Source organism: Serinicoccus shuyuelongi (assembly GCF_045032955.1).
Classification (GTDB): domain Bacteria; phylum Actinomycetota; class Actinomycetes; order Actinomycetales; family Dermatophilaceae; genus Ornithinicoccus.
In genome coordinates this window covers 463,630-477,253 of the sequence record NZ_JBJFZU010000002.1, presented here as the reverse complement: position 1 = coordinate 477,253, position 13,624 = coordinate 463,630, and the positions used below count along the sequence as shown (strand labels likewise).

Annotated in this window: 10 protein-coding genes; 9 read left to right on the top strand and 1 reads right to left on the bottom strand. The window is 74.9% G+C overall.

The window, feature by feature from the left end; genetic code table 11:
* Nucleotides 1-79: 79 nt before the first annotated feature.
* From ACI3EY_RS02470 to ACI3EY_RS02440, 7 genes are all read left to right on the top strand, one after another.
* Nucleotides 80-1,357, top strand: a complete 1,278-nt coding sequence (locus ACI3EY_RS02470) for an FAD-dependent oxidoreductase (protein WP_405039293.1) — start codon at nucleotides 80-82, stop codon at nucleotides 1,355-1,357.
* Nucleotides 1,354-1,806 (top strand): hydroxyphenylacetyl-CoA thioesterase PaaI, encoded by a 453-nt coding sequence (paaI, locus tag ACI3EY_RS02465; protein ID WP_405038710.1) that lies wholly within the window; start codon nucleotides 1,354-1,356, stop codon nucleotides 1,804-1,806. Before ACI3EY_RS02470 ends, paaI begins: the two co-directional genes overlap by 4 nt.
* Before the next feature lie 72 nt (nucleotides 1,807-1,878).
* Nucleotides 1,879-3,195, top strand: a complete 1,317-nt coding sequence (gene paaK / locus ACI3EY_RS02460) for a phenylacetate--CoA ligase PaaK (RefSeq protein ID WP_405039292.1) — start codon at nucleotides 1,879-1,881, stop codon at nucleotides 3,193-3,195.
* Nucleotides 3,196-3,299: 104 nt separating this feature from the next.
* Complete coding sequence (locus ACI3EY_RS02455; protein ID WP_405039291.1) at nucleotides 3,300-6,974, top strand: FtsX-like permease family protein; 3,675 nt, start codon at nucleotides 3,300-3,302, stop codon at nucleotides 6,972-6,974.
* Nucleotides 6,971-9,784 carry an FtsX-like permease family protein gene (locus ACI3EY_RS02450; protein ID WP_405039290.1) on the top strand — a complete coding sequence of 938 codons (2,814 nt, stop codon included), beginning with the start codon at nucleotides 6,971-6,973 and terminating at the stop codon, nucleotides 9,782-9,784. Before ACI3EY_RS02455 ends, ACI3EY_RS02450 begins: the two co-directional genes overlap by 4 nt.
* Nucleotides 9,781-10,731, top strand: coding sequence for an ABC transporter ATP-binding protein (locus ACI3EY_RS02445; RefSeq protein ID WP_405039289.1), 951 nt, complete (start codon nucleotides 9,781-9,783; stop codon nucleotides 10,729-10,731). The genes ACI3EY_RS02450 and ACI3EY_RS02445 overlap by 4 nt, the downstream gene beginning before the upstream one ends.
* Entirely contained in the window at nucleotides 10,728-11,408 is a 681-nt protein-coding gene (locus tag ACI3EY_RS02440) for an ABC transporter ATP-binding protein (protein ID WP_405039288.1), read from the top strand. The genes ACI3EY_RS02445 and ACI3EY_RS02440 overlap by 4 nt, the downstream gene beginning before the upstream one ends.
* A gap of 74 nt (nucleotides 11,409-11,482) precedes the next feature.
* Here ACI3EY_RS02440 and ACI3EY_RS02435 read toward each other — a convergent pair whose 3' ends face one another.
* Nucleotides 11,483-11,965, bottom strand: a complete 483-nt coding sequence (locus ACI3EY_RS02435; RefSeq protein WP_405038704.1) for a nucleoside deaminase — start codon at nucleotides 11,963-11,965, stop codon at nucleotides 11,483-11,485.
* Nucleotides 11,966-12,012: 47 nt separating this feature from the next.
* Between ACI3EY_RS02435 and galE the strand changes: the two genes are divergently transcribed.
* Together galE and ACI3EY_RS02425 are read left to right on the top strand one after the other, a co-directional pair.
* Nucleotides 12,013-13,029: a UDP-glucose 4-epimerase GalE gene (gene galE, locus ACI3EY_RS02430; RefSeq protein WP_405039287.1), complete on the top strand. Its 1,017-nt coding sequence runs from the start codon at nucleotides 12,013-12,015 to the stop codon at nucleotides 13,027-13,029.
* Nucleotides 13,030-13,230: 201 nt separating this feature from the next.
* Complete coding sequence (locus tag ACI3EY_RS02425) at nucleotides 13,231-13,617, top strand: BlaI/MecI/CopY family transcriptional regulator (RefSeq protein ID WP_405038702.1); 387 nt, start codon at nucleotides 13,231-13,233, stop codon at nucleotides 13,615-13,617.
* The last annotated feature ends 7 nt before the right edge of the window (nucleotides 13,618-13,624 follow it).

The following is a 13,624-nucleotide window of genomic DNA, read 5'->3' as shown; positions in this document are numbered from 1 at the left end:
GCGCCGGACCCGGACGTGCTCGGCTGTACCCAGGTCGCACCGTGGCCCCACATAGCCGGGCTCCTGGCACCATGGCGGGGTGATCGACACCGACCCCGACCAGCACCCGCGCGCCGCCGACCTGCCGTCCGGCAGCCTGCTGGCCGACGACCCGACCCGGACCCCGGTGACCGTGATCGGGGCAGGCGCGATGGGCAGCGGCATCGCCCAGGTCGCCGCTCGGGCAGGCCACCCGGTGACGCTCGTCGATGCGCAGCCGGGGGCGGCGGAGGCCGCCCACCAACGCCTGGGGAGCACCCTGGAGAAGCTGGTGGCCAAGGGGCGCCTCAGCGCACAGGACGCAGAGGCGACGCTGGCGCGGATCAGCCCGCTGACCACGTCCGACCTCGCCGGCCTCCCACCCGTGCCGCTGGTCGTCGAGGCCGTCGTCGAGCACCTGGACGTGAAGCGGGCCATCTTCCGTCAGCTGGAGAGCGGGCAGCGGCCCGACACGGTCCTCGCCACGAACACCTCCTCGCTCTCGATCGACGACATCGCCGGGGCCGCGACGACCGGGCACGACGCCGCGCTGCACGGCGGCCGCTCCCCCGTCCTCGCCCACCCGGGGCGTCTCATCGGGCTGCACTTCTTCAACCCGCCCCCGGTGATGAAGCTCGTCGAGGTGGTCGGCGGGCAGCAGTCCGAGACCGCCGTCCTGGAGGCCGCCGCCGACCTGGTGCGGCGCTGGGGCAAGGCACCCGTGCGGTGCTCCTCCACGCCGGGGTTCATCGTCAACCGGGTGGCGCGCCCCTTCTACGGTGAGGCCCAGCGGATGGTCGCCGAAGGGCTGGCCGACCCGGCCACCGTGGACGCGGCGCTGCGCGGTGCGGGCTTCCGGATGGGTCCCTTCGAGCTGACCGACCTGATCGGTCAGGACGTCAACCTTGCCGTCGGCGAGTCGGTCTGGCGGCAGACCGACCAGGACCCCCGGTACGCACCCACGCCCTGGCAGCAGGACCTGGTCACCGCCGGGCGGCTGGGCCGCAAGTCAGGTCGCGGCGTCTTCCGGTATGCCGACGGCATCGCACTCGACGCGACGCCGGACGAGGCGCGGGTCCGGGAGCTCGTCGGCGGGCCGCTGCGGACCGACCCGGTGGCACGCACCATCGCGATGCTCGTCAACGAGGGCGTCGACCTGGTCCACCGGGGCGAGGCGAGCGCCGAGGACGTCGACACCGCCATGCGGCTGGGCACCAACTACCCGAAGGGGCCCTTCGAGTGGCTCGCCGAGCTGGGCGCGGACACCGTGCGGGGCCGGCTGGAGGAGCTCGCGCACCTCTACCCCGGGGGCCGGTACCGCCCCAGCGCCGCGCTGTGAGCGCCGACACGGGTGCCGACGCAGGCGCCGACCTGAGCCACGTCCGCCGGATGTGGGACCAGGACCGCGCCTCCGCCGCGCTCGGCATCGAGCTGCTCGACGTCGACGTCGAGGACACCGACGGCCAGCCGCTCGGGCACGCCAGCACGCGGATGACGATCGCCGCCACCATGGTCAACGGCCACGACATCGCCCATGGCGGCTTCCTCTTCACCCTGGCCGACTCCACCTTCGCGCTGGCCTGCAACGCCGCCGGGCGGCTCACGGTCGCGGCCAGCTGTGACATCACCTTCCTCCTCCCCTGCAACCTCGGCGACGTCATCGTCGCCACCGCCCGCGAGCGCGTGACCTACGGCCGCAGCGGCATCACGGACGTGACGCTATGCCGCACCACCGACAACGCGGTGGTGGCCGAGTTCCGTGGGCGCAGCCGCGCGCTGCGCCCCTGAGCGGGGCCGTGCCCGGCACCAGTGCCCGGGTGAGCGGCTGACAGCCCCCGGCAGGCGGCATACCCTCTCGGCATGGCGCCGCTGCCCGAGATCACCCCGCGACCGGACCTGTTCGACGACGCCGAGAGGTGGTCGGTCGACGAGCTGCGAGCGACCCAGCTCAGCCGCCTGCGCGACTGCGTGCGCCGTGCCTACGACGGGGTCGGGCACTACCGCCGCCGGCTGGACGGGCTGGGGGTGCACCCGGAGGACGTGCGCAGCCTGGACGACATCCGGCTGCTGCCGCTGACGACCAAGGCAGACCTGCGGGCGAACTACCCGTTCGGGATGTTCGCGGTCCCACGAGAGCAGTGCGTCAGGGTGCACGCCAGCTCCGGCACGACCGGTCGCCCGACCGTGGTCGGGTACACCGCCGGTGACATCGACACCTGGGCGAACCTGGTGGCCCGCTCCCTGCGCGGCGCCGGGGTCCGGCCCGGGGACCTGGTGCACGTGGCGTACGGCTACGGCCTGTTCACCGGCGGGCTCGGCGCGCACTACGGCGCGGAACGGCTCGGCTGCACCGTCGTCCCGATGAGCGGCGGGCAGACCGAGAAGCAGATCCAGCTCATCCAGGACTTCGGGCCGCGTGCCATCATGGTGACGCCCTCCTACTTCCTGTCCCTGGTCGACCACCTCGTCGAGCGGGGCATCGACCCGGCCGACACGTCGTTGGAGATCGGGGTCTTCGGCGCCGAGCCGTGGACCGAGGCGATGCGCGCCGAGATCGAGTCGACCACGGGGATCCATGCGACCGACATCTTCGGGCTCTCCGAGATGATGGGGCCAGGTGTGGCCCAGGAGTGCGTGGAGACCAAGGACGGTCTGACGCTCTGGGAGGACCACTTCTACCCGGAGATCATCGACCCGATCACCGAGGAGGCGGTCCCGGACGGTCAGGAGGGCGAGCTCGTCCTCACCGCGCTCACCCGGGAGGCGATGCCGGTGCTGCGCTACCGCACCCGCGACCTCACCCGACTCCTGCCCGGCACGGCACGACCGGGTATGCGCCGGCTCGCCAAGATCACCGGGCGCAGCGACGACCTGATGATCGTGCGGGGGGTCAACGTCTTCCCCACCCAGATCGAGGAGCTGGTGCTGGCGCTGCCCGGGCTGGCCCCGCACTTCCAGTGCGTCCTCACCCGACCGGGGCGGATGGACCAGCTGACGATCAACGTCGAGGGGACGCCGGGGCTGGCCGGCGACGACCGGGAACGGCTCGCCGCCGAGCTGGCGCACCGGGTGAAGGCCACCATCGGCACCACCGCGCAGGTCGTGGTGCTGGCCGAGGGCGGGGTGGAGCGGTCGGTGGGCAAGGCCCGTCGGATCGTGGACCAGCGGGAGGGCTGACACGACGCTCGCCCGGTCGGAACACGACGCTCGCCCGGTCGGAACACGACGCTCGCCCGGTCGGGACACGACGCTCGCCCGGTCGTGTGCCTAGGGTGCTCGGTATGACGTCGTGGCCGGGGCTCGTGCTGGCGCGCGCCCGGGCCTCGTGGGGGCTGCTGGTGACGCTGCTGTCCCTGGTGCTCGTCACCACCGCGATCATCGCGGGCACCCTCGGGTACTCGCAGGCCGCCGCCAGCACCGCGGCGCAGGACGCGCTCACCCAGGGGGAGCCGACCGAGAGCGGGGTGCAGGTGCAGACCCGGCTCGCCCCGGACCCGCAGCGACAGGACGAGCTCGCCCGGGAGGTCATCACCGACGCCTTCGCGCCGGCCCCGGTCAGCATCGGGCGGCTCGTGGCCAGCGAGCCCCGACCGGTCCAGGACGGTCGGTCCCCGCTCGAGGGCGACGTGGTGCTCACCGGTGGCCCGGACCTGGCCCCGGGCGCCACCGCGCCCACCGGCCTGGTCTCCGTCGTCGAGGGCACCTGGCCCACCGCCTCGACCACCACCGCCGACACCGCTACCGCCGCCACGTCCGGCAACCCTCCCCCGGGAGCGCTGCACGTGGGCGCCGCCCAGGCCTGGGGCGTCGAGGTCGGCGACGTCCTGACGCTGGACACCGGCGCCGACGCCGCCGTCGCGATCGAGGTCACCGCCACCTGGCAGCCGGTCGACGCGCAGGACGCCTTCTGGTTCGGCGACGAGCTGGTCCGCACCGGTGTGCTCGAGGACGGCGACCTCGGCCCGCTGGTCGTCGACGAGACCCTGGTCAGCCAGGTGGGGGACCCCTTCGTCCGGTGGCCCGTCCGCCCGGACGCGTCCCGGGTCACCCCGGACGACCTGGGAGTGCTGGCCGCCGCCGCGCAGACCCTGCGCTCCGAGCTGCGGGACGTCGAGGGCCTGACCGTCCGCGGCGTCCAGGTCGAGGGGGACCTGGCCCCCACCGCCGGGCAGGCCGCGACGAACCTGGCCACCACCCGGGCCCTGGGCGTGGTGCCCCTCTCGGTGCTGGTGCTGGTCACCGGGCTGGCCGTGACCCAGCTCGCGCGGCTGCTGTCCACCACCCGGGAGGCGCAGGCCGAGCTGCTGGTGGCCCGGGGAGCCACCCGCGCCCAGGTGCTGCTCAGCGGGCTCGGCGAGTCGGTCGCGGTCGCCCTCGTCGGCGCGACCCTGGGCACCCTGGGCGCCTGGTCCCTGCTGCAGGCGGTCCCCGGCAGCGAGGGCGTCGGCGCGCGCGTCCTGTCCGCCGGGGCCCTCACCCTGCTCGGGATCGTGCTCGCCCTGGCGGCCGTCTCCGCGCTCCAGGTACGCCGCCTCTCCGCCCGCACCGCCGTGGCCCTGGCTTCCGGCCGGGCCCGGGCCGCGACCGCCCTGGCGACCGTGGCGCTGGTGCTGGCCGCCGCCGCGCTGAGCTGGTGGCAGCTGCGCCGGGCCGGTTCCCCGTTGACCCGGCAACCGGACGGCACCCTTGGCACCGACCTGGTCGCCGGTGCCGCCCCCGCGCTGCTGCTCGCGGCCGCGGCGGTCGTCGCGGCCGCCCTCCTCGGGCCGCTGGCCCGGGTGGCCGAGGTCGGCACCCGACCCTCCCGCCGGGTCGGTGCGCACCTCGCCGCGGCGCAGGTCAGCCGCCGCATCCAGGTGTATGCCGTCCCCGTCGTCCTCACCGTCCTCGCCGTGGGCTCGACCACCCTGGCCGGGCTCTACGCCGGCACCTCGGCCCAGCTGCGGGACGACCTGGCCGACGTCAGCGAGGGCGCACCGCTGCGGGCGGACCTGGTCCGGCCCCCGGCCACCACCACGCCGGGGGCGGTGCCCGCACCGCCCCCGGACCTGTCCGAGCTGCCCGGGACCGGACGGTCCGCCCTGGTCTGGGCCGAACCCGACGCCCGGGTCGGTGACGTCGCCGTGCCGCTGACCCTGGCAGACACCGACGACCTCACCGCGGTGGCCACGGTCCCCGCCGGGCAGCCGCAGGGCCTGGTCCCGGCCGGCCTCGGCCAGGTGATGACCGCCGACGGGGAGCCGGTGGCGCAGGAGGCGGTCGGCATACCGGCCGGGACGCAGCAGCTCACCGTGGACCTGGGCGTCGAGCGCAGCGTGGACCGGTGGGAGGTCGCCCGGCTGGAGGGCCTCGCCGAGACCGAGCGGGAGCGCGAGGAAGCGCTCGTCGCCGCCTACGCCGAGCTGGACGAGGAGCCCCCCGAAGGGCTGCTGCCCGCAGGGTCGCTGGAGGAGCGGGTACGCCAGCAGCTGGACGCGGAGGTCGAGGCCGCCACCGCCCCGGCCGAGGTGACGGTGACCCTCACCCTGCAGGAGACCACCACCGGGATGACCACCGCCGTGACCGGGGAGCCGGTGAGCGTCGACGGGCCGACGCTCGACCACGACCGCGACACGCTGTCCGAGGTCACCGTGACGCCGGTCTCGACGGAGGGCACGGTGACCTTCGAGCTGCCCGAGCGGGGGGAGTTCGCCCTGCTCGCGGTGACCGTGGACCCGCCGCCGGCGCCGACCGAGACCCCGTCCGACGGTGCCTTCCTGCCGCCCACCGCGACCCTGACCGTGGACCTGGCTCTGCGGGCGGACGGTGCTGACCTGCTGGACCGGGCCACCGGCTGGGGCAGCCCGGAGGCGGCGACCCCGGAGGCGGCGGCGCCCCTGGAGGCCGAGGCCGCGGCGGTCCAGGACCCGGTGCTGCGGGCCGTCGTCGAGACGGACCCCTCCTTCGTCGGCGACCGGGGCCCCAACCTGGCGTTCGACCTGGAGACGAACGCGGTCGCGGTGCCGCCCTCCCTGGACACCGACGGCGCCACCTGGCGGGTGGTGCTCCCGAACGCCTTCGGGGTCGAGGAGGTCCTCATCGGTCCCGGCCTCGGCTACCAGGGCCTCACCCCAGGCCTGGCCCCCGACACCGCCCCCGACACGGACCCCGAGACCGACGGCTCGACCGGGACCGACCCGGCGGGCGCGGTCCCGGTCGCGCTCTCCACGCAGGCCGCGACGGCCGCGGCACTGGAGGTCGGCGACCCGATGACGGTGAGCGTGGTCGGCACCACGGTGCCCGCCCGGGTCGCCGCCGTCGTCCCCGGGCTGCCCGGCCAGCAGGGGCCGACGGCCGCGCTGGCCGACGCCGGTGCCGTGTCACAGGTGCTGGCCCAGCAGCAGCGCAGCCTGACCTGGCCGACCCAGGTCTGGGCCCGGCCGGCGCCCTCCGCGACCATCGCCGGCGCCCTCGAGGCTCTGCAGGGGCGCGAGGACCTGCGGGCGGTCGTCGGGCCCGGGACCGTCTCCGTCACCGACGCCACGAGCGCCGCCCGGCTCGTCTTCTGGGTGGCCTCGGCCGGTGCCGTGCTGCTCGCCCTGACCGGCGTCGCCGCCGTCGCCGCGACCCTGCTGTCCGCACGGCGGGCCGAGGTCGCGGTGCTCCGCGCCCTGGGTATGCCGCCCGCCGGGCAGGCGCGCTCGCGGGCCCTGGAGCTGGCCGGGGTGGTCGCCGCGGCCGTGCTCTTCGGCCTGGCCGCCGGGTGGGCCGTCGGCCAGGGCGTGGTGCCCGAGCTGGCGGCGTCCACCACCCAGCCCGGCCGGCTGCAGCTGCCCGCCGCGTTGCGCCTGGAGGTCGGGACGTGGGCGGTGCTGCTGGTCGCGGTGGCCCTCGGGCTGGCAGCGACGGCGCTGGCCGTCGGGGGCCGGGTCCGGGGGCAGGCGCTGGACCGGGACTACCGCGAGGAGATCCGGTGAGCCCGCGACACCGCGCCCCCCGCCCCCGGCATACCTCCGGGGCGGCCGGTCTGGCGGTCCGCCAGTTCACCGCGGACCCGTGGGTCTCCCTCGGCCTGGCGCTGCTCGTCGGCGTGGTGGCGCTGCTGCTCACCGCGGTGCCCCGCGGCTTGGTCGACATCCAGTCTCGCCAGCTCACCCAGGAGCTGGGCTCGCTGTCGGCGGCGCAGCGCGACCTGCGCGGCGACTGGCAGCGCAGCGTCACCTACGGCTCCACCGAGCAGCTGGCGGCCGTCACCGGGGCCGGCGACGACCAGGGGGTCCCGGACGTGTGGCAGGTGCTGCGCGAGGGGGCCGAGGAGGTCCGGCAGGAGCAGCCGGAGCCGCTGCGCAGCACCCTGGGGCCGGCGCAGTTCCTGCTGCGGCTGAGCACCGACCTGGTCTACGAGCCGCCGGTGGAGTCCGGCTACTACCAGGCGACGGTGAGCCTGGCGGTGGACCCGGACCTGACCGAGCACGTGGAGCTGGTCGAGGGTGACTGGCCCGAGCTGGTGGTCGCCGAGCCGGTCGCGGGCCCTCGTCAGGAGGACCGGCCGGCGGACGACCCGGTGCCGGTGGTGCTGCTGGCGGAGTCCGCGGACGAGCTGATGCTGGAGGTGGGCGAGGAGTTCGGCGCCGACCTGGTGCTGGCCGGGACGTACGCGCCGCGGGACCCGGAGGACCCCCGCTGGCAGCACGTGGACAACGGCGCGACCTTCGGCACCCTCTTCGATCCCAACCAGGGCGAGAGCGGCCTGGCCACCGCCTTCCTGTCCCCGCAGAACCGGGGCAGCACCGGGCAGCCGGCCGCGGTCCTGATGCGCCTCTGGTACCCGGTGGATGCCGCCGCGATCACCGGCAGCACCGGGCAGGTGGAGGCGTTGGCCGCCCAGGTCAACGGCTTCCTGGCCCAGCAGCACACGCTGGCCGGGCCCGAGCAGATGGTGGACTCCCCGGCCCCGCAGGTGCCGCTGTTCACCACCGGGATCACCGAGGCGCTGGACCGTGTCGTCAGCCAGCAGCGGGCCAGCACGTCGTTGCTGGCCGTGGTCGCCGCCGGTCCGCTCGGGGTGGCCCTGGCGGTGGCCGCGCTCGGTGCCCGGCTGGTCGTGCACCGGCGTCGCTCGACGCTGGCGCTGACGCTGGCCCGGGGGGCGGCCCCCGGCCAGCTCCGCCGGCTGATCGCCCTGGAGGGTCTGCTGGTCGGGGTGCCGGCGGCCCTGGCGGGGCACCTGGTCGCCACCCTGCTGGTGCCCGGCCCGACCCCTTGGTGGCAGTGGCTGGTGACGGGCGCGGTGGCCCTGGTCCCGGCCGGGGCACTGGCCGCGTCGGTCGAGGACGCCTCCCTGCTGCAGCAGCGCAGCGACCTGTCCGGGCGCAGCGGCAGCCGGTGGCGGTGGGTGGTCGAGGTGGCCGTGGTGGCGCTGGCGGCGGTGGCCACCTGGCGGCTGCTGGACCGTGGGGCCGGCGGTGACGGCGGTGGCGGTGCGGACGCAGGTGACGGCGGGGCGAGCGGGGTGGACCTGCTGGCGGCCGGCACCCCGGTGCTGCTGGCGCTGGCCGCGTGCGTGCTGGCGCTGCGGCTCTACCCGGTGCCGTTGGCGGGGTTGACCGGCCTGCTCCGGCGCCGACCGACGCTGACCCCGTTCCTGGGTGCCGCGCGCGCGTTGCGGGACCCGGCCGGGGGGCTGGTGCCCGCCCTCGCGGTCGTGCTCGGCACCACGATCGCGCTGGTCAGCGCGGTGCTGCTGGCCACGGTGACGCGGGGGGCATCCATCGCGGCGTGGGAGGAGAACGGTGCTGCGGTGCGTCTCAACGGGCCGGTCCTCACCCAGGAGCTGCGGGACGAGCTGTCCGCGGTCGACGGGGTGCAGGCGGTCGGCGGCGTCGTGGACCACGGCTTCACCGAGGACCTGGTGGTCGACGGCGAGCGCACCCCGGTGCGGATCTGGATCACCGAGCCCGGCATCGAGCAGGTGTATGCCGGGTCCCCCCTGGTGCAGGGACCGCCGCCGGAGTTCTACGGGAGCGGGGGCATACCGGGCGTGATGACGCTGCGCGGTGCGGACGTGCCCGCCGGCGCGGAGCAGGTCTCGGTCTCCCGGATCGGCGACGTCCGGGTGCTGGGGCACCTGGACGAGCTGCCCGGCATCCAGCTGCCGGGGGCCGCGGTGCTCATCGACGGCGAGGCCTGGGAGGCCACCGGCGGGACGGTGCCGCGGCCGACCACCACCCTGCTCGGGGTGGCCGAAGACGCGGACGCGCAGGCCGTCGCGGGCCGGGTCCGGCAGGTCGTCGGTGAGGGCGGTGTGGTCACCACCGCCCAGACCCGGCTCGACGCCTTCGAGGGGTCCCCGGTGACGACCGGGCTGCGTCAGCTCTTCGTCGGCGCCACCGTCGTCTCCGGGCTGCTCACCGTGCTGGCCGTGATGATGGTGCAGCTGATGGGCTCGGGGGCCCGGACCCGGCTGCTGGCGACGCTGCGCACGCTGGGGCTGGCGCCCCGGCAGACCCGCGCGCTGACCGCCTGGGAGCTGGCGCCGCTGCTGGTGACCTCCGTCGTCGTCGGCACCGCGCTCGGCCTGGGTGTGCCCTGGCTGCTGCTGCGGGGGCTGGACCTGACCGGTCTCACCGGCGGGACCCGGCAACCCGACCTGTACCTGGATCTGCCGTTGCTGGGCCTGGTGCTCGGCGGGGTGACCCTGACCGTCCTGATCGCCGTCACCGTCAGCGCCTGGCTCGCCGGGCGCACCAACCTCGCGCAGGCGCTGCGCGTCGGGGAGGACCGATGAACACCACCCATGAGCTGCAGACCCGGCGCGAGCACCAGGGGCCGGACATCTGGTGCGAGGACCTGGTCCGCATCTACTCCACCGAGGGGGTGGAGGTGCAGGCGCTGCAGGGCCTCAACCTGGTCGTCGACCCCGGGGACGTGGTCGCCCTGGTGGGCGCCTCCGGGTCGGGCAAGTCGACGCTGCTCGGGATCCTGTCCGGGCTGGACCGGCCGACCGGCGGCAAGGCCCGGGTTGCCGGGGTCGACCTCCTGACGATGAACCGTGGGCAGCGGGTCGACTACCAGCGGCACGCCGTCGGCTTCGTCTGGCAGCAGACCTCCCGCAACCTGCTGCCCTTCCTCAGCGCCGCCGAGAACGTGGCGCTGCCGATGGTCATCTCGGGCCGCCGGGAGCGGGCCGGGCGGGTGAGCGAGCTGCTGGAGCTGCTGGGCATACCGGACTGTGCCGGGCGGCGACCGGCGGAGCTGTCCGGCGGGCAGCAGCAGCGGGTCGCGATCGCCACCGCGCTGGCCAACTCCCCGTCGGTGCTGCTCGCCGACGAACCGACCGGGGAGCTCGACGACGCCGCCTCCGAGCAGGTGCTGGAGGCGATGCGGGGGGTGGCCGGGGAGCTGGGCACCACGGTGCTGGTCGTCACCCACGACCCGACGGTCTCCGAGCACGTCCGGCGGACCGTGGCGATCCGGGACGGGCGCACCTCCACCGAGGTGCTGCGCTCCCTGACCACCGACGCCGACGGGGTGCAGCGGCAGGTGTCGCGGGAGTACACGGTGATCGACCGGGCGGGCCGGATCCAGCTGCCGAAGGCGCACGTGGACGGGCTCGGTCTGCGGGACCGGGTGCGGATCGAGAAGGAGGCCTCGCACGTGCAGGTGTGGCCGGACGACGAGACGCACGGCGTCGCGGGTGGGACGCACGGCGACCAAGGCGAGGAGCGGTCATGAGCGGGATCGTGGTGCTGACCGGGCGGGACCTGCACCGGACGTTCGGGCGCGGGGCCACCCAGGTGCAGGCCGTCGCCGGGGTGGACCTGGAGGTGCCTGCGGGGCGGCTGACCGTGGTGCGCGGACCCTCCGGGTCGGGCAAGACGACGCTGCTCAACCTGCTCGGCGGGCTGGACCGACCGACCTCCGGGCAGGTGCTGCTGGACGATGGGCGGGTGCTCTCCGAGCTACCGGAGAAGGACGTGCTGGCGGTGCGCCGGGAACGGATCGGCTACGTCTTCCAGAGCTTCGGGCTGGTGCCGGTGCTGTCCGCGGCGGAGAACGTGGAGGTGCCGTTGCGGCTGCAGGGGGTCGCCGGGGCGGAGCGGACCCGGCGGGTGGCGGAGGCCCTGGAGATGGTCGGGCTGGCACGGCACGCCCGGCAGCGGCCGTACGAGCTGTCCGGCGGGCAGCAGCAGCGGGTGGGGATCGCGCGGGCCCTGGTCGGCGAGCCGGACATCCTCATCGCCGACGAGCCGACCGGGCAGCTGGACTCCGACACCGGGGCGATGGTGATGGACCTGCTGGTATCGCTGACCCACTCGCGCGGGATCGCGAGCGTGGTCTCCACGCACGACCCGGTGCTGATGGGCCGGGCCGACCAGGTGGTGGACCTGCACGACGGCCACCGCACCTGACCTCTCCCCACCGGGCGTCCCGGATTGCCCGACCGGGCGTCCCGAGTTGCCTGACCGGGCGTCCCGGATTGCCGTCAGGCGCCCCGGACCCGCCGTTCGTGCAGGCGACGCACCCGCTGCGCCAGCTCCGGGTCCGGCCCGTCGACGACCGCGCCGGGGACGACCGCGGTGATCGGCAGCGGCGCCACCGCACCCGGCGCGACGCCGAGCTCCGCGGACCAGACGCGCAGCTGGTCGGTCGAGGCGGCATACACGATCCGTCCCAGACCGACCCACCCGTGCGCCGCCGCACACATCGGGCAGTGCTCGCCGGAGGTGTAGACGGTGCTGGCCCGGCGCTGCTCCGGGTCGAGGTGCTGCGCGGCCCAGCGCGCGATCGCGAACTCGGGGTGCTGGGTGTGGTCGCCACCGCCGACGTGGTTGTGGTCCTCGAGGAGCACGGTCCCGTCGGCCGCGACCAGCACCGACCCGAACGGCTCGTCCCCCGCCGCCAGTGCGTCCTCGGCGCGGTCCACCGCGCGGGTCAGCCAGACACGGTCCTGCGCGGTGATGCCCATCGTCGGAGCCTACCGAGCGAGGGGTCGGGTCTGAGAACATCAGGGGTATGCGCGTTCTCGTCACCGGCGGCGCCGGGTACATCGGGTCACATACCGTCCTCGCCCTGGCCGACGCCGGGCACCAGGTGGTGGTGGTCGACGACTTCTCCAACAGCAAGCCCTCGGTCACGCCGCGGCTGGAGGAGCTCGCCGGCCAGCCGGTCACGGTGCACGCCTTCGACCTCGCCGACGGCGACAAGCTGCACAGCCTGATGGGGCAGGAGTCCTTCGACGCGGTGATTCACTTCGCCGCATTCAAGGCCGTCGGGGAGTCGGTGGACAAGCCGATCGACTACTACCGCAACAACCTCGGCGGGACGCTGCGCCTGCTGGAGGCGATGGTCGCCCACGACGTGCCGAACCTGGTGTTCTCCTCGAGCGCCACGGTCTACGGGGAGGACGCGCCGGTGCCGATGACCGAGGGGCTGCCGACCTCGGCGACCAACCCCTACGGCTGGACCAAGGTGATGAACGAGCAGATCCTGCGGGACGTCACGACGGCATACCCGAGCATGCGGGTGGCGCTGCTGCGCTACTTCAACCCGGTCGGCGCGCACCCCTCCGGGCGGATCGGCGAGGACCCGTCGGACATCCCGAACAACCTCATGCCGTTCATCGCGCAGGTCGCCGTCGGCCGCCGGGAGAAGCTGTCGGTCTTCGGCGACGACTACGACACCGTCGACGGCACCGGGGTCCGCGACTACATCCACGTCGAGGACCTCGCCGCCGGGCACGTCGCCGCGCTGGAGTGGATCAGCAGCCACGATCGCCCGCTGTCGGTGTGGAACCTCGGCACCGGTCGCGGCACCTCCGTGCTGGAGCTGGTCGCCGCGTTCGAGCGCGCCAGCGGCCGCCCGATCCCGTACGAGATCGTAGGTCGTCGACCCGGGGACATCGCCTCCTCGTATGCCGACCCCGGCCTCGCGCGGACCGAGCTCGGCTGGAGCGCGGCCCGGTCGGTCGACGACATGTGCGCCGACACCTGGCGCTGGCAGCAGGCGAACCCGCAGGGGTACCCGGACTGAGGGCATACCCCCGTGGTCGCTGTCGGCCAGGCTCTGCCGTCCGGGTTGGTCCGGAGTGCGGTCGGTCTAGGTGGACCTTCATCGCCCTAGAGGGTGATGAAGGTCCACGGAGGGTGACCGCACTCAGCCGTCCGGCACGACGAGACGCCTGGTCGGGCCGGGCGGGCCGAAGCCACCTCGAGGGTGCGTAAACTGGAGGTTATGCCGCTGCGCAGCACCACTCTGGGAGACCTGGAGCGCGCCGTCATGGACGTCCTCTGGACGCAGGGGGCCGACCAGTCGGTGCGTGACGTGATGGACCACCTGGGCGGCGGGGCCCAGAAGGATCTGGCCTACACGACGATCATGACCGTGCTGGACCGGCTGGCCAAGAAGGGCGTGACCGAGCGCCGCCGGGACGGCCGGGCCTGGCGCTACACGGCCGCCGCCAGCCGCGAGGAGCTCGCCGCCGGAGCCCTGCGCTCGGCCCTCGACGCCGTCCAGGCGGACCGCACCGCGGCGATGCTGCACTTCCTCGACGACGCCAGCCCGGGTGAGCTCGACGACCTGCGGGCCGCCCTCGCCGAGGTCGAGCGCCGCCGCACCTGAGCCGCTG

Bases quoted from the DNA above. Each gene is read 5' to 3' on its own strand.
- paaK (WP_405039292.1), top strand. From the start codon at position 1,879: ATGGCGCCGCTGCCCGAGATCACCCCGCGACCGGACCTGTTCGACGAC.
- ACI3EY_RS02455 (WP_405039291.1), top strand. From the start codon at position 3,300: ATGACGTCGTGGCCGGGGCTCGTGCTGGCGCGCGCCCGGGCCTCGTGG.
- ACI3EY_RS02445 (WP_405039289.1), top strand. From the start codon at position 9,781: ATGAACACCACCCATGAGCTGCAGACCCGGCGCGAGCACCAGGGGCCG.
- ACI3EY_RS02440 (WP_405039288.1), top strand. From the start codon at position 10,728: ATGAGCGGGATCGTGGTGCTGACCGGGCGGGACCTGCACCGGACGTTC.
- ACI3EY_RS02435 (WP_405038704.1), bottom strand. From the start codon at position 11,965: ATGGGCATCACCGCGCAGGACCGTGTCTGGCTGACCCGCGCGGTGGAC.
- galE (WP_405039287.1), top strand. From the start codon at position 12,013: ATGCGCGTTCTCGTCACCGGCGGCGCCGGGTACATCGGGTCACATACC.
- ACI3EY_RS02425 (WP_405038702.1), top strand. From the start codon at position 13,231: ATGCCGCTGCGCAGCACCACTCTGGGAGACCTGGAGCGCGCCGTCATG.